General features: G+C 30.2%; 13 protein-coding genes and 1 other RNA gene. All 14 read left to right on the forward strand.

Going from position 1 to position 16981, the window contains the following annotated elements; genetic code table 4:
* Window positions 1-18 precede the first annotated feature (18 nt).
* The gene (locus E1I18_RS00005) at window positions 19-2442 is read left to right on the forward strand and encodes an MAG1360 family OppF-related protein (protein ID WP_141483561.1); all 2424 of its coding nucleotides are present in this window, start codon (window positions 19-21) and stop codon (window positions 2440-2442) included.
* A gap of 150 nt (window positions 2443-2592) precedes the next feature.
* Window positions 2593-5097, forward strand: coding sequence for a valine--tRNA ligase (locus tag E1I18_RS00010; protein WP_141483562.1), 2505 nt, complete (start codon window positions 2593-2595; stop codon window positions 5095-5097).
* Window positions 5085-5945: a bifunctional 5,10-methylenetetrahydrofolate dehydrogenase/5,10-methenyltetrahydrofolate cyclohydrolase gene (locus E1I18_RS00015; protein WP_141483563.1), complete on the forward strand. Its 861-nt coding sequence runs from the start codon at window positions 5085-5087 to the stop codon at window positions 5943-5945. Before E1I18_RS00010 ends, E1I18_RS00015 begins: the two co-directional genes overlap by 13 nt.
* A 115-nt stretch (window positions 5946-6060) precedes the next feature.
* A complete protein-coding gene (locus E1I18_RS00020; RefSeq protein WP_141483564.1) occupies window positions 6061-7050 on the forward strand; it encodes a phosphotransacetylase in 990 nt (329 codons plus the stop codon).
* Window positions 7050-8237: an acetate/propionate family kinase gene (locus tag E1I18_RS00025; RefSeq protein ID WP_141483565.1), complete on the forward strand. Its 1188-nt coding sequence runs from the start codon at window positions 7050-7052 to the stop codon at window positions 8235-8237. The genes E1I18_RS00020 and E1I18_RS00025 overlap by 1 nt, the downstream gene beginning before the upstream one ends.
* The gene (coaD, locus tag E1I18_RS00030) at window positions 8237-8665 is read left to right on the forward strand and encodes a pantetheine-phosphate adenylyltransferase (protein WP_141483566.1); all 429 of its coding nucleotides are present in this window, start codon (window positions 8237-8239) and stop codon (window positions 8663-8665) included. The genes E1I18_RS00025 and coaD overlap by 1 nt, the downstream gene beginning before the upstream one ends.
* A 2-nt stretch (window positions 8666-8667) precedes the next feature.
* Window positions 8668-9255, forward strand: a complete 588-nt coding sequence (gene yihA / locus E1I18_RS00035; RefSeq protein ID WP_141483567.1) for a ribosome biogenesis GTP-binding protein YihA/YsxC — start codon at window positions 8668-8670, stop codon at window positions 9253-9255.
* 8 nt (window positions 9256-9263) lie between these two features.
* Window positions 9264-11198, forward strand: a complete 1935-nt coding sequence (locus tag E1I18_RS00040) for an MAG1430 family protein (protein WP_141483568.1) — start codon at window positions 9264-9266, stop codon at window positions 11196-11198.
* A 94-nt stretch (window positions 11199-11292) separates the two neighbouring features.
* Window positions 11293-12726 (forward strand): pyruvate kinase, encoded by a 1434-nt coding sequence (pyk, locus tag E1I18_RS00045; RefSeq protein WP_141483569.1) that lies wholly within the window; start codon window positions 11293-11295, stop codon window positions 12724-12726.
* Window positions 12726-13478 (forward strand): thermonuclease family protein, encoded by a 753-nt coding sequence (locus E1I18_RS00050; RefSeq protein ID WP_141483570.1) that lies wholly within the window; start codon window positions 12726-12728, stop codon window positions 13476-13478. Before pyk ends, E1I18_RS00050 begins: the two co-directional genes overlap by 1 nt.
* Window positions 13479-13480: 2 nt before the next feature.
* Complete coding sequence (gene whiA, locus E1I18_RS00055) at window positions 13481-14311, forward strand: DNA-binding protein WhiA (RefSeq protein ID WP_141483571.1); 831 nt, start codon at window positions 13481-13483, stop codon at window positions 14309-14311.
* Window positions 14312-14362: 51 nt separating this feature from the next.
* Window positions 14363-15316, forward strand: coding sequence for a DNA polymerase III subunit delta (gene holA, locus E1I18_RS00060; RefSeq protein ID WP_141483572.1), 954 nt, complete (start codon window positions 14363-14365; stop codon window positions 15314-15316).
* A 96-nt stretch (window positions 15317-15412) separates the two neighbouring features.
* An RNA gene (gene rnpB / locus E1I18_RS00065) (RNase P RNA component class B) lies at window positions 15413-15683 on the forward strand.
* Window positions 15684-15847: 164 nt separating this feature from the next.
* A complete protein-coding gene (gene ychF / locus E1I18_RS00070; protein ID WP_141483573.1) occupies window positions 15848-16948 on the forward strand; it encodes a redox-regulated ATPase YchF in 1101 nt (366 codons plus the stop codon).
* Window positions 16949-16981: the final 33 nt, after the last annotated feature.

The following is a 16981-nucleotide window of genomic DNA, read 5'->3' on the forward strand; positions in this document are numbered from 1 at the left end:
ATGTATACTTATAATAATATGTCAAAAAATAATAAGTTATTTTCACTTGAACACTTTTTCAAATACAATCTCGCAAGTCAAAAAACTATTCAAATTCCTTCATTGCATTTAAACAAAAAGAGTTTAAACGCTTTTTTGATTATTGATAATTCTACAGAACTGCTTGGAGATGGTTTTGCCAACATTCTGCACTCAAATTCAGGTATAAAAACACTTCAATATTATGATCAAAATTATAAATTCAATGAAATATTGAACAACAAACAAATACTCAAAAAGACATCATTCTATAACATTGAACACCTCAACCAAAAAACTGATAATATTCCAATTGTTTATGAATACCAACGCATCAAATCCAACTATGTTTCATACAAAAATCGACTTAATTACCTTTCACAAATACTACAAGCAAATGAGTATAAACTGCGTCTTTTGCTAATCAACACTATTAAACAAAATATAGATACTTTTCACACAGAAATGAATGATTTTAAACGAGAGCATATGTTTTTATTCGAAAAATTCATTCGAGAAATAAATCAAGCAAATTTCACTGAGGCCAATAATATCATCAATCGTGAATGTGAAAACTTTGATTGATTTTTAGATAATGTTATAAGTGCATTTATCAAGATTTTTAAGGCCTTATATCAAGAAGGAACTAATTTGCGTGAAACTTTTTACACAAGTTCTGCATACCAAAATAAGGCAAAAATAACAGCCACATTTAAACAATTAAATATGCTTAAAACAATGCAACAAAGTTCTAAGCAAGCACTCAAACAACAACTCTATAAGAATGGAGTTAAAAAAGAACTTTCAATTATTTATAAACTGCGAAAAAACACACGCAAGAATGCATTCAAACGTACTAGCAACCTAATTTTATGATACAAATCAAGTGTTAAACAACTGCGTGAAAAACTGAAAAACTTCAAAAAAACATCACCTGAATACATTCAAATATACAAAGAATTGTACACATCCAAACTAATCATTAAACAACTAAAAAGTATCCGTTTACAAATTCAATATCTTAACATTGAAATTTTTGATGAATTCAAGCAATACCTTGAATCACGAAAAGAACTGTTTATCTCAAATAACCTTTCAACAAATACTCTTCGAGATAAAAATAATCTTAAATTGATACGAAAAATTTCTCAAAGAGAATTTTGCATCGATTTGAACTCATATATAGAACTTTCTTATTCAAATTACAGCCATTTTGTTGATGAAGCAAATAAGTTAAGACATGTTATAAACGATATCAAAACAACACGTCCAGGTGTTTATGGAATTGAAGACTACAAGACTCAAATATCTAAAATTAAAGACGACTTAGAAATAATGATCGCGCAGGATGATTGAAATAAACAAATCGACAAAGAGGCATTGCGCAGCAACATATCAATTAATTCAATAACAAATTCCAAAACAAAAACATTTATACAAAACTATTATTCAATACTTAAATTTAACAAAACCATAGCACCAAAAATCAAGAAAACTATTGAAAATTCAATGTTAAGGGAAAAAGCAGACATTGAATCACTAAACCAATATAAAGCAAAAATTCAAAATATTTTAGGCATCTATAGCTCAATATCATTTATTTTTGATTACCTTGAATTAGTGCGTTATATGGCTTTTGTTAAATTTAAAACAAAAAAAGAAACACTTGAATCTATTGATATTGGTTATCGTTTAATAGAGGTGCTTAATACAGTTGCATTTAACAATAGCACTCTAGTTAAATTAAATGACAATATTTCTCCAATATCTCGATTAAAAATGGGTCTGTTAAGTGAAATTTCAATAGGTTCTAAATTGCTTTTTGTTTCAGACGATGCAAGAAATGATGATAAAAATCTTAAAAATGAGTTTATTCGCATCACTGAAGATTTTTGTAAAACTTATAAACTTAGTTTAGTTTTTATCACAAACGACCTTGAAATTGTTAAAGAAAACAATTTCGAAAATCTTTATGTATTCTGCGACAATAAACTTATTGAATATGGCTTTAAAGATAAAGTTTTATATCAACCACTACACCCTATATGAAAACGCTATCTTGAATCAAATAAATCAAGAAAAATACCGCATGAAAAAATCGAAATAAATAACTATATATTCAGCGATATGTTTGAATATGATGATGATCATTGAATTATTGCGCCTAGTCAAATAACCAAGAACCTAGGTAATAACAATGAAGATCAATGACAAGAATTCACTAAACAACAAACATTAATAAGTGATCTAGAGTCTTATTCTAATGACTCAGACACTATTATTATTGATATTTCTAAGACATCTGACAATGATGTGGAAATTGACCTCAATCAAGGTCTCACACGTGAATTCTATTTAACACAAAAAAACACTATTGAAACTGATACAAAATCAAACACCACAATCAATGATAATACATTCTAATTTTTGACCAATAATACTCAAAAACGTGTATATTGGTCATTTTTTTGTCTTCTTTTTATATCCTTGAGTTGCTCTCAAAGATTATGCAAAATGTGATATAATTTACAAAACTATTACTATATAGATTTTCTTTATTTGTTAGGCGGTATTATGGCATTATTTAAAACTTATGAGCCAAAAAAATTTGAAGCAAAAATATCTAAAAAATGAATAAAAAAAGGATTTTTTAGTACTCATGATGAGACTAAAAAACCTTTTACTATTCTTTTGCCTCCACCAAACGTAACAGGTAAATTACACATCGGACATGCCTTAAACACCGCAATACAAGACACATTAATTCGTTATAAAAAACTAAAAGGCTATGATGTATTTTACATTGCTGGTATGGACCATGCAGGAATTGCTACTCAGTCAAAAGTTGAAAGCAATATTTATAAATTAAGTGGAAAATCACGTCATGACTTTGGTCGTGATGAGTTTTTAAACAAAATATGAGAATGAAAAGACGAATACTCAGCTTCAATTCGTAAGCAATGAGAAGTATTAGGCCTATCATTAGATTACAAACGAGAACGTTTTACACTTGATAGCAAGTCAAACAAGGCAGTAAACAAGGCATTTATTGAACTTTACAACAAAGGACTAATTTACAGGGGTACTAAACCAATAAATTGAGACACAAAACTTAAGACTGCTTTATCAAATATTGAAGTTATCCCAAAAGCAACTGAACAAAATATGCTTTATATCAAATATCATATTGCAAATTCAAATGATTATTTAGTTGTTGCTACAGTTCGACCCGAAACAATGCTTTCTGATGTTGCAGTAATTTATAACCCGCATGATATTCGTTACAACAAACTCAAAAATGTCCAACTAATTCATCCTCTAACCAAAAAAATTATTCCACTGATTGCTGATTCGTATACTGAAGTTGGTTTTGGTAGCGGACTAATGAAGCTTTCTGCACACGCACAAGTAGATATAGATATTATTAAAAAACATGGTCTTGAGGTTATTGAAACAATTGATCAAAACGGTTTTATTAATGCACCAGATTCAATTTTTCATGGTCTTGAACGTTTCGAGGCACGTAAAGAAATTGAAAAATACTTAAAAGAACAAAATTTAATTGAAAAGATTGAAAAAACTGTATCAAATGTAGGTTATTCTGAAAGAAGCGGTGAACCTGTTGAAATATTGGTTATGCCTCAATGATTTGTGAAAATGGACTCACTTTCTAAATCAATTCTTGAGCATCTTAAAACAAGTGATTCAATTAAATTTTTCCCTCCTCGCTTTAAATCAACACTCAAAACATGAATGCAAAATGCATATGATTGAACAATTTCGCGTCAATTGTGATGAGGACACCGCATTCCTGCATGATACAAAGATGACCAAATTAAAGTGCAAATTAATTCACCAGGCGAAGGATGAACACAAGACAATGATGTTCTTGATACTTGATTTTCATCAGGTTTGGCACCTTTTTCATTTTTAGGTTGGCCAGATAAAAACGCTTCAAAAAACCTTCAACGTTATTTCCCTAACTCATTGCTAGTTACTGGTTATGATATTATTTTCTTTTGAGTAGCACGAATGTACTTTTTCTCATTAGCATTCACAAACAAAAAACCTTTCCAACACTTGTTGCTTACAGGTCTTGTTCGTGATGAACAAGGTCGCAAAATGTCTAAATCATTAGGAAATGGTATTGATCCTATGGACGTTGTTGATCAGTATGGCGCTGATGCAATGCGTTGATTCTTGTGTACTAACTCAACTCCTGGTCTTGATATTCGCTATTCAAATGAAAAAATTAAATCAGCTTGAGGTTTGTGTAATAAATTGTGAAATATTGCTCGCTACATTCAAAATCTTGGACAAAATTCAACTACAAAACTAACACCAGCAGATAAATGAATCAACAACCGTCTTACAGAATTAAGCAAAAAAGTTGATAAAGCATATGAAAAATATGAATTAACAATTGTTGGTGCTGAATTAAGTAGATTTATTTACACAGATTTTAGTTCTTGATATGTTGAACTCTTAAAAATAATGCCAAGTAAACAAGCAGCACTCGATAATTTCAAAAAACTTTTAATTCTTTTACACCCTTTATTACCGTTCATCACTGATTATCTATACAAAAAACTATATAATGAAGAAATATTGCTTGCTCAACCACTACAATTAAAAAATAAATCAAAACAAACAGTGGAAGAAGTGCAAAACATTATCAAAATTGTTAATATTATTCGTAAATATCGTGAAGACAAATCGATATCTAAGAAGGTTACTATCAAATATGATCTAAATTTTGCACCAAGTACATTCACATCTGATTCGATTGCTAAATTAGCAAATGCTCAATTACAAAGCAACAAAGACTCGTTGTTTGCTGATGGTAATTTAATTGTATATATTGCTGAATCAAATGAACAAAAACAAGCATATATTACTGAATTAAAAGCAAAAATCCAATACACACAATCAGAGCTTTCTCGTGCTCAAAATATGCTAAATAATCCTAATTTTGTTGCAAAAGCACCAGCTGCAAAAATTGCTCAAGAACGTGAAAAAGTCATTAAATTTACAACAGAATTAGAGCAGTATAGAGAGGAGTTAAAATGAAAATCTTAAAAGGAAAACCTGTTGCTGAAAAATTAAGCGAAAATTTAAAAGTCGAATTTAAAAAAGTTATTGAAGCACTTGGTCGAAAACCTATTTTAGCAATCGTACGTGTTGGTGATAATGAAGTCTCAACCAAATTTATTCAACGTAAAATTGAAAAAGCTAATGAACTTGGTGTTGAAGCAAAAGTTTATCATTTTCCTGAAAGTGTTAAGTACAAAAACTTACTCAGAAAACTTGATGATATAAACGAAGAAGCTGATGGAATTATTGTCCAACTACCTTTACCCGAGCCTCTTAACACTTCAACTCAACCAATACTTGATGCAGTGCGCTGAGATAAAGATGTAGATGGCTTAACCAACAGAAATACATTTAATTTTTACAACAAAACTGATGAGTTTAACTTTACTCCAGCCACTGCTCAAGGTGTAATGGAACTTATTGATTATTATGGTATTGAAGTTGAAAATAAACGTGCAGCTGTAGTAGGTCGTTCACTTTTGGTTGGTCGACCTACAGCAAACCTTTTAAAATCACGCAATGCTACTGTCTCAACACATAACCGTGAATCAGGAATCAAAGGTGTAGAAAACGCTGATATTCTTGTTGTTGCTGCTGGTTCACCTAAATTAATCAAAAAAGAAAACATTAAAGAAGGCGCTGTAGTTATTGATATTGGAACCAGTTGAGTTGAAGAAAATGGTGAAAATAAACTAGTTGGTGATGTTGATCACGACGGATTAGATGGATACATTGAAGCAATTGCGCCAACTCCTGGTGGTGTAGGTCCATTAACTGTAGTTTGTCTATTTGCTAACTTGCTAAAAGCAATCAAATTCAATAATGATTTATAGACCAAAAATACTCAATTTTGTGTCTTTAATGTGCAAATGTGGAAACTTTTGCACATTTATTTTTGATTTTAAATAATATTAATATAAAATATACTAATTAAAAGGAGACAAAATAATGGAATTTACATCTTTAATTCAACACAATGTTGAACAAATTCAAACAAAAAAACGAATTGTGCTTGTAGATGGTAATGACTCTCGTGCAATTGAGGCTGCACAACTATTAGAGCATTTCCATAACCTTGAAATCATTTTGCTTACTGAAAATGATGAAAAAATCAACACTAAAGCTACAGTGTTAAATATCAATGCCAACAAAGCAAAACAAGAAATTTATGCACACACATTATTCAATCGCCGTCAAGCAATGGCTGATGCAAAAGGTAAAGAAAACAAGGACACTCTTGATGTTTGTTTAAAAGCTATGCAACAAAGACCATCTTATGCGATGATGATGTTAGAAAACGGAGAAGTTGATGGTGTTGTAGGTGGTCTAATTTATTCAACTGCAGACATGCTGCGAGCTGCATTCAAAGTTGTTGGACCTGCTCAAGGCATCAAAACAATAAGCTCAGTAATGGTTATGCACCGTGGAGAAGAAACTCTTTTCTTCTCAGATATTTCAGTTAATGCAAGACCACATAAAGCTGCACTTACCGATATTGGAATTAATGCTGCAAAATTTGTTAAAGGTTTTGGAATTGAACCTAAAATTGCATTCTTATCATTCTCAACAGATTACAGTGCTAAAACCGAAGAAACTGTAATGGTGCATGAAGCCACTGAAGAATTCAATGCAAAATATGATGGCGTTAAAGCAATTGGTGAAGTTCAATTGGATGCTGCACTAGACTTAGGTGTTAGAAACAAAAAATACAAAAAAGAATCATTTAATGAACCTGCAAACACCTTAATTTTCCCTAACCTTGAAGCAGGAAATATTGGTTATAAACTTGTTCAAAGACTTGCTGGTTTTGGAGCAATTGGACCAATTATTGTTGGTACTAATAAACCAGTTAATGACCTTTCAAGAGGTGCAAAAGTAAATGATGTTGTCAACACAATTTTAATCACTATGATACAAAGTGAAGAAGGAGAAAAATAATGTCAAAAAAAGTTTTAGTTATTAATGCTGGATCAAGTTCAATTAAATTACAATTATTCCTAAAGGACACTCTAGATGTTATTGCAAGTGGAATAGCTGAAAGAATTACACTTGCTGATGGAATAATCACAATTAAGGCTAATGGTGAAAAATACATCAAAAATGTTGCAATGCCAAATCACACAGTTGCTGCTGAACACATTCTAGAACTTATGTCTCAAGCCAAAATTATTGAAAATGTTGAAGAAATCGAAATAATTGGTTTTAGAGTTGTGCACGGTGGAAAATTTTTCACTAAAACTACTGCAATTAACGATGAAGTTATTGAAGTTATTAAAAAATGTTCAGACTATGCACCATTGCACAACCCTGGCGCATTACAAGCTATCAGTGCATTTAAATCAGTTCTTCCACATGCAAAATTAGCTGCTGAATTTGACACAAGTTTCCACACAACAATGCCAGATGTAAACTCTATTTACCCTATTCCTGCTGAATGAACTGAAAAATACGGCATTCGTCGTTTCGGTTTTCACGGAATTTCACACCAATTCATTACTCTAAAAATGGAACAAATTTTAGGCAAAGAAAAAGTTAATATTGTTAATGCACACATTGGAAACGGTGCTTCATTATGTGCCATCAAAGATTCTAAATCAGTAGATACAACAATGGGATTTACTCCACTTGCAGGAATTATGATGGGTACTCGTTCAGGTGATATTGACCCTGCGATTATTGAATTCGTTGCTTCTCATGCAAATCTTAGTGCTGCTGAAGTAACTAGCGCGTTAAACAAAAAATCTGGTCTTCTTGGTGTTAGTGGAATTTCATCAGATATGCGAGATATTGAAAAAGGAATTGTCGAAGGCAATCTAAAAGCAATTTTTGCTTGAAAACTTTATGTTCAAAAAATTGTTGATTATATTGCAAACTATGCAAACAAAGTTGGCAAATTAGATGCTATTGTTTTCACTGCTGGTGTAGGTGAAAACGCACCTGACTTACGTCAAGACGTTGTTGAAAAAATTACATTTGCTAATATTAAATTAAACAACGAAGCAAACACTAAACCAATTGAAGAATATGCTTTGATTTCAGCTCCTGAAAGCGAAGTTAAAGTTTATGTAATTAGAACAAATGAAGAACTTTTAATTGCTCAAAACTCAATAAAAATCTTCAAATAATGCTCACTAAAGCAATTTATGCAGGTAGCTTTGACCCTTTACACTCGGGTCACCAAGCCGTTATTTCTAAAGCTCTCAAATTGGTTGATCATTTAATAATTGTAGTTTCAAACAACCCAGATAAAAACAATCTCAATAACCTTGAACAAAGATTTAATTTCATAAAAAATCTTTATGCAAATAACAAAAATATTGAGGTTTTATGCAACAAAAACGAATTAATAGGAAACATTGCTGCTCGTTTAAATGTCAATTTTCTAATTCGTTCAGCACGCAACAACACTGATTATCAAAATGAACTTGATATAGCTGCTGGAAACCATGAAGTCAATCCGCAACTTGAAACAATTTTAATAATTCCTGATTATGAAATGATAGGTATATCTTCAACACTTATTCGTCATAAACAAGCTCTCAAAAAGGATTAATTATGTGAAAATTTATTACAAGTTCGCTTGAACCTTCAACCTGACATAACACACAAAATAATCAACAAATTGTGTTTTGAGGTCGTTCAAATGTTGGTAAGTCTTCTTTGCTTAATGCACTAACTTCACAAAATTTGGCGTTTGTTTCTAAACGACCAGGCCGCACTCAATTAATTAACTTTTTTGCAGACAATAACAATAAATATATTGTTGATTTGCCTGGTTATGGATATGCTGAAATGTCTAAAACTCAACAGGAAAAGATGCTCAAAAACATCAAAATGTTTTTAAGCAACGACCCTAATCCAAAACATATTTTTATTCTTTTAGACTCACGCAGCGGAATAACCAAAATTGATTTAGAAATATTGAATTTTATTAGCCAACTTCAATGAAATTATTCACTAATATACACAAAAATCGATAAATTAAACCAAAAAGAAAAATCTGCTTTAATTAAAAAACACACTGAATTTTTAGAGAATTATTCGCTTGGTACCAACATAAACACATTCTTGGTTTCAGCTCAAAAAAGAATAAATCTAGATGAATTAGTATCCTTTGTAGACCAATTACTTTATAGCAATTAAGGAGTAAAATGAAATTTAACAAGAAATTATCTTATTTATTAGTTGCTGGCATTGCTTCAGCTGCCTTTATCACACCACTCGCATTACTTTATAAGCATGCTCATAAAGCTCCTAATGCACTACAACAAATTGCTAACTACAAGTTAAGTTTTGGTAAAGGTCTAAACAAAAAAGAAGCTGCCAAACATTACGCAAGCGAATTTTCTTATGCTTCTTATAATGATTCTAGAACTAATTATTCATACCAAGAGCTTTTTCAACCATTGCTAAAAAATATCTCCACAAAAGACAACGATTTTTGAAAATATCAACTTGAAATTAGTTACAACCGAAAAGACTCTTCTGTTGAAGAATACAAACAATATAAAGATCCTTTATTTACATTAAAAAACAAAATATCTTCAGCACCTATTGATGTTTTAAAGCAAACGCATAACATCTATTATCATTCATATAGCAATGATTTTGAAGGAAAATTGTATCTTAATGTGCTTCTTGAAGACAAAAATGGTATTGAAGGCAAAAAAGATTTATTACAAAAATCAACTTCAAATGAAGAACGTATCAATTCATGAGCCTACTTCACATTTGAACTTGGCGGTTTTAAAAAACTAGATCCAAAAGCAAAAAATGATGCACAATTACTTCAGTCTCCTAACTCAAATCAACATTCATTAATCACACCTTATGGTGTTTCTCAAACATCAACATTAAATGAAGTATTAAACTCTTCACAATACAAAACAACTATCAATGACAAAGAAGTAGTTAAAGAAGTCAAATCGGTCGCACAATTATATGATCTTTTGCCTCATGAAGACATACAAAGACCAATCATTGAACGCTTTACAAATAAACCAGAAGGTGCTAACGAACCAAATAAATTAATCAACCATGTTATCAATACACAAATTGAACTTCTAGAAAACTCACGAGTAGTGAGCGAATTATCAAATAGATTTAAAAACAATCAAAAAAATGCTTATATTGACTCACTCCAAAAACAAGGTTTAAATGAACAACAAATCAATGAAGTAGTAAAAGAAATTGAAAAATATTTAAAATATTTTGAAGACTCAAAAGACGAACTGAAAAAATTTATTGAGCAAAAAGTTTCATCTAGCAATCGTGATGAACTCAAAAAATCACTTAAAAATGCTAAAAATATTGAAGAGTTAATTGAATTGGCTGAACAAGCCTATGAAAAAGCTGCTGAACCAAACAATAATATTGTTAGCAAATTTTTCTCATTTGATACAACAAACTCGCAAAACAAACTTCTTAAATTAGACAATAAACGTCCAATTTGATTCAGTTTAGATCCTAATGATTCTTCAAAACTCATTGCACACTATTACGTGATAAGATATGTGCCTGACGCTGATAAAAAAGATCTCAAAACACTTGCAAAACACAAAATAGTTAAAATCAACCAACCTTTAAAACAACAAATCTACATTAATTACTTTAAACTCAAAGAAATCGCAGACAGTGTTGTAGAAATTAAGGCTAAAGATGGTATTGACATTTCTCAACACACTCAAGAAGGCAAAAATAAATTAAATTTCACACGTAATTCTTCATCTTCAATAGAAAATTCATCAAAAGGTTACTTTGATGAATTAGTTCTTGAGTTTAATAAGCCCAAATTTGAACAACTTATCAAAGACAAAAAATTGCAATTAAGCAATGATGAACAAAATCTTAATCACTATACACTTGCATTCGAAACAGACAACTTTTATAAACCAATTGATTCAAAAACCAAAGAGAAAACAAAAGATTTATTTCCTTTTGTAGGTGAGCAAAATAAAGACGAAATAACCTTTGTTGTTAGTCTAAAATTCACAAATTCACACAGCAAAACTGGTATTAGTCAATACTGAAAAATAATTAAGCTTAAAGGTTTTAAACAACCTGAACAAGAAAACAAAAACTCATAATTGAGTTTTTTTCATTTATGTTTTATGACGCAAAAACTTTTGTTTAATTAATATTGTAATATCATTTATATACGTTATTTAATCAAGGAGAAACATGAAAATAGATAACCATAAAATAAAACTTACAACTACTCTAGGACCTGTAAGTTCTTCTGTAGAAATGATTAAAGAATTAGTAAAAACTGGAGCTACAACAATTAGAGTAAACTTCAGTCATGGCTCAGTTGATGAACAAGTACTTAAATTCGATGCTGCTCGTCAAGCGGCCAAAGAATTAAACACAAACATTTCATTGCTTTTAGACACAAAAGGACCTGAAATTCGTGTTGGAAAAATGCGTGATGGTGCTGTTGCTTTTGCTCAAAACCAATCATTTAAAATTCTCACTACACCTGAAGCATTTGCAACCGTTATTGGCGATGAAAAACAAGTTTGCGTTCCTTATGATATGTCAAAAGACTTAAAAGTAGGCGATAAAGTTCTTTTTGATGATGGTAAATTAACAACCACAGTAACTAATGTTATTCCTGGTGAAATTACAGTTCTAACAGCTAATGCACACACACTTAAAACAAACAAAAGAATTAACCTTCCAAATGTAGAATTTTCATTGCCATTTTTAGATGCTAAAGACATTACTGATGTAACCTTTGGTGCTAAATATGGTGTTGATTATATAGCCGCTTCTTTTGTTAATAGTGCAAAAAATGTTAAAGAATTAAGAGACTTGCTCGATAAAAATGGTGGCAAAAATATTCAAATAATCTCAAAAATCGAAAGTCAAATGGGCATTAACAATATCGATGAAATAATTGAGGCAAGTGATGGAATTATGATTGCTCGTGGTGATTTAGGTCTTGAAATCCCTTATTGAGAAGTTCCATATTGAGAAATTCAAATTGTTAAAAAATGTCGAGCATTAGGCAAAATTGTTGTAGTTGCTACTCAAATGCTTGATTCACTTGAAAACAACCCTCAACCAACACGTGCTGAAGTTAGTGATGTTTATTGAGCAACCTCGCTTGGAGCCGATTCAACAATGCTTTCAAACGAAACAGCTGCTGGTAAATATCCTATTCGCGCAGTTGAAGTAATGCGTACAATCAACAAAAAAGCTGAATATGACTACTTCAATACTGAAGAATATAACACAAATATCAATTCATTAATTTCACAATTTGTAGTTGATGGTGATCAAGCAGTTTTAATTAAAAATATAATTAAAACTACACAAAATGGTGATTATAAATACTGTTTTGTGGTTACAGATGATGCTGAATTACTACACAAATTATCACGTTTCAGAGTTGATACAATGTTTATTGGTATTATCAACAACGAACAAAAAACTACCAGTTTTGGTCTAAATAGTGGTATTAAAATTGCTCCTAAATCTGTAGAATTATTCTCAAAATTAGAAAACAATGCACAAAATACAGAAATTCTTGAAGAATTAGTTGAATTTAATCCAGGTGATAATTATTTAATAGTTATAAATAATGAAATAAAACACAAAAAATTTAACTAATGAAATTTAACTCAGGTATATTTAAACATTTAATTGTTCTTGGCTCACCATTATGTGTCATTTTTAGTTCAAGTTGCACATTAAATCTAAGCAATAATACTGCACACAATTCACCAAAACCTCCTTTACCAAGAGACAACGAAAATAAAATTAATTTAGACAAAAATATCAAATTACTAGATAAATTACCTTATAAATTAGGCAAAACCAGTCAATTTGAGTACAATAAAGCATATAAAGTTCGTATTGAATGAATTAAGGATGGTGATACATTTGATTTTGTTGAACTTATAAGTAATAAACCATTAACATCGCGTTTTTCTGGTGTTGATACACCAGAAAAAACAACAAAAACAAAGCACGGACGCGTGCCTACAAAAGGTCAACAACTCAAATATGCACAAAAAGCAACTGAATTTACAACAAAAATGTTGCAACTTCCTGGTATCGAGGTTTATTGTGTATTTCAAAAAACAAAAAATGGAAGAGATAGATTTTCAGACCATTATGGTCGTTATGTGACAATAAATTACATTAAATATCAAGGAAAATACATAAACTTAAATAGTTCTCTAGTACGTCTAGGTTATGCACGTGTTCAATATATTTCTCTTAGTAAAAGAAGTAAATACTTTACAGAAAATTCTGCATGATTTTATGAACTAGAAGCCGCACAAGATTATGCTAAACAAAATAAACTTGGAATATGAGCACCTGAAGCAAATATAGATAAAATATATCCTTATAACTAATTATGAATAAGCAAAATAACTTTACACAATTCATAAAAAATGAATTAATCTCAAAGAAGAAAAATAAAGTTGAAATCCGTGAATTTATACGCGGGTTTATTTTTGCTAACTCAATAATAGACACAAATATAAAGTTAAAAATAATCAATAAAGACCTTTTTAATTATGTGTGTAATTTGCTCAAAATACTGAATTATGAGTACTATACGTCAAAATTTACTTTATCTCTTGACTTATCACTCTTTAATCTAGATAATAAATTCGAAAGTCCAACAATGTTTTTTGCAGGTGTATTTGTTGGAGGTGGTAGTATATCTGATCTTGATAGGTCTTCATATCATCTGCATCTAAGCTCTCGTTATGAAAATCTTATAGACATCTTGTTAGAAAAACTAAATGAATATGACTTTGGTTTTCAAAAAATTAAGCATCATAATAAGTTTTTGATTTATGTTAAAAAGCATGAAAAAATATCTGATTTTTTAAAGGCAATAAGTGCTTTTGATTCAATGTTTAAGTTTGAAGATTCACGAATTCAACGAGATTTTGACAATTCATTGAACAGAATTAACAACGTAGATTTAGCCAATATCAAGAAAATTGTATCCTCTAATCAAAAACACATAAAAAACATAAAATACGTTTTCGACAACAAATTAGAGTACTTATTCAATCAAAACCAATTAGATTTCTTTAATTTACTTTTAGAAAATCCAGATGAAAGTTTGAGTTCTTTAAGTGATATCTACAACAATAAATATGCACACAAAATTTCCAAAAGTGGTCTTAACCACTGACTCATAAAACTTAATAAAATAAGCAAAAGCACATAGAAATATGTGCTTTTTGATTGTTCAAAGCAACTCATAATATATAATTTTTGTATGTATTTGATTTATGGACCTGAAAAATATTTAGCACAAGAGTTTATCGATAAATTAAAAAAACAAGATCTAAGTATGGACTTGGTGAATTTCTATTGAAGTGATGAAAGTAATATCAAGGATCTTATTGATTTAATATCGCAGAATTCTCTTTTTGGTTTTAAGCGTTTGATATGCATTTATGATTGTCCATATTGAGAAGCAAAAATTGCTAAAAGTGAAAGTCATTGAGCTAATAAATTAGCTCATGAAATTGACATAAACACTGAAGATACAGTAGTTTTTATCAATAATTCATTAAGCGCAAAAGACAAAATTCCGTTTAATTCATTTACAAATAAAATGATGCAGTCCAATATTGAATTCTTCTTTGCAAACACATTAAGCGGAGCAAATTTGCGCAAACAAATTGAGGTTATTGCTAATAATCACGGAGCAAAAATAGATAATTTAGCAATAAATTCACTAATAAGTAAACTTCCAAATGATCTAAATTTAATTAACCATGAACTTATTAAACTTTCTCATTTAAGTCCAACAATTACAGTAGAAAATATTGAAAAAACTGTAAGTGATGTGTATGTTGAAGACGTATTTGGATTTAGCAACAGCATAGATTCAAATGATTTTAATTTAATCTGACGTAAATATAAAGAAAAAACCAATGAAAGTGTTGAAATATACTCATTAATTGCGCAAATAAGTCAATTACTTGTTTTAGCTCACCAGATTTATTGTTTTCTAACCAGCAACCAAACATTAAATGACATAGCAAATAAACTTAAAATCAATCAGTTTCGCGTAAAAAAAGTATATGGTTTTTTAAAAAATACAGGTATCAATAAAATCAATGCAATGATTAAATCGCTTGCGTTAATAGACCAAGAAATTAAATTTGGTCAAACAAACGAAGTATATGCTTTTGAACAATTCCTAATTAAATATTTTCATTAATCACATGAATTGTTTTTACCAAAACACACAAATTTGTGTAGTTTTGGTAAATTCACAATCACAAACAAGTCCAATAAATTTATATTATAATTATCTTGCATTGGCCAACAGCTACAAATGTAGAGGAAAGTCCACGCTAGCACTTCCTGAGATGGAAGTAGTGTTCATGCTAAGCCCAATAAGCTTAGGCCTAGACGACTAGTGCCACAGAGACGAGAATTGTGAAACGCGGTAAACTCCATGAGCTAGAAACCCAAATTTTGGTAGGGGAACTTTTAATTTAAGAATTCAATTAGTTAAAAGAGTTAGAATTTTCTAACTAGATAAATTGTTGGCACCTAAAAGGTACAGAACGTGGCTTATAGATGCAAAATATGTAGAGTATATCTACATATTTTTTTACTAAAAGTACTCAAAAATGTGTATTTTAGTAAAAAAATATATCAACATCAATAAAGCACACTTGCCTAATCATTGCAAAAAAAAAGAGAAATTTATGATAAAATTCTTATTACTTATTATGGAGGTTTTATGTCATTAAAAGCAGGGATTGTTGGATTGCCAAATGTTGGAAAAAGTACTTTATTTAGTGCTTTAACCAAATATCAAGTAGAGGCAAGCAACTACGCATTTACTACTATTGAACCAAACATAAGTTCAGTACCTTTGAAAGACCCTCGTCTTTATGAATTAGCTAAACTTGTAAGACCTAACAAAATAGTGCCTGCAACATTTGATTTTGTTGACATTGCCGGACTTGTTCAAGGTGCTTCAAAAGGTGAGGGTTTAGGAAATAAATTTCTTGGAAATATTCGTGAAGTGGATGCAATTATTCATGTTGTGCGTTGTTTTGAGGATAAAAACATAATGCATGTTGCCAATCAAGTTAACCCAGTTGCTGATAAAGATGTAATCAATCTAGAACTGATTTTAGCTGACTTAGAAACCATAAAAAATGTGCTTAATAGAATAGCAAAAAAAGCAAAATCAGGCGATAAAACCGCACTTATTGAACAAAATTTGTGTTCAAAATTGCAAAAATTGCTTGAACAAGGAATAGCTGCTCGTGAATTAAAAAATTTAACTGAAGAAGAAGCAAAAATAATTAAAGGTTATCATCTTTTAACATTCAAACCAATGATCTACGTTGCAAATATAGCAGCCGACCAAATTCATACATATCAAAATCATCCTCTTTATGTACAGTTTAAGAATTCATGTATGCCTAATGAAAAAATTTTGCCTATTTGTGTACAACTTGAAAGTGAAATTTCACAACTTGCCGAAGAAGACATGAATGAATTTATGCAAAGTTATGAAATAAAACATAGTGGCCTTGACTTATTGACTCGAGAAGCTTTTGATCTATTAAAATTAAAAACTTATTTTACTGTTGGTCAGATTGAAGTAAGAGCGTGAGTCTTTCATGATGGAATGATGGCACCACAATGTGCAGGTATAATTCACACTGATTTTGAAAACAAATTTATTAAAGCCGATGTTATTTCATATGAGGATTTTATAGAGTTAGGCTCAGAACAAGCAGTAAAAGCAGCAGGAAAGATACGTTCTGAAGGCAAAAGCTATGTTATGAAAGATGGTGATATTTGTCATTTCAAGTTCGGTAAATAAATTTAAATAATCATTTACAAATATTAATTTGTA

The sequence above is a fragment of the Mycoplasmopsis mucosicanis genome (assembly GCF_006546935.1).
GTDB lineage: Bacteria > Bacillota_I > Bacilli_A > Mycoplasmatales > Metamycoplasmataceae > Mycoplasmopsis > Mycoplasmopsis mucosicanis.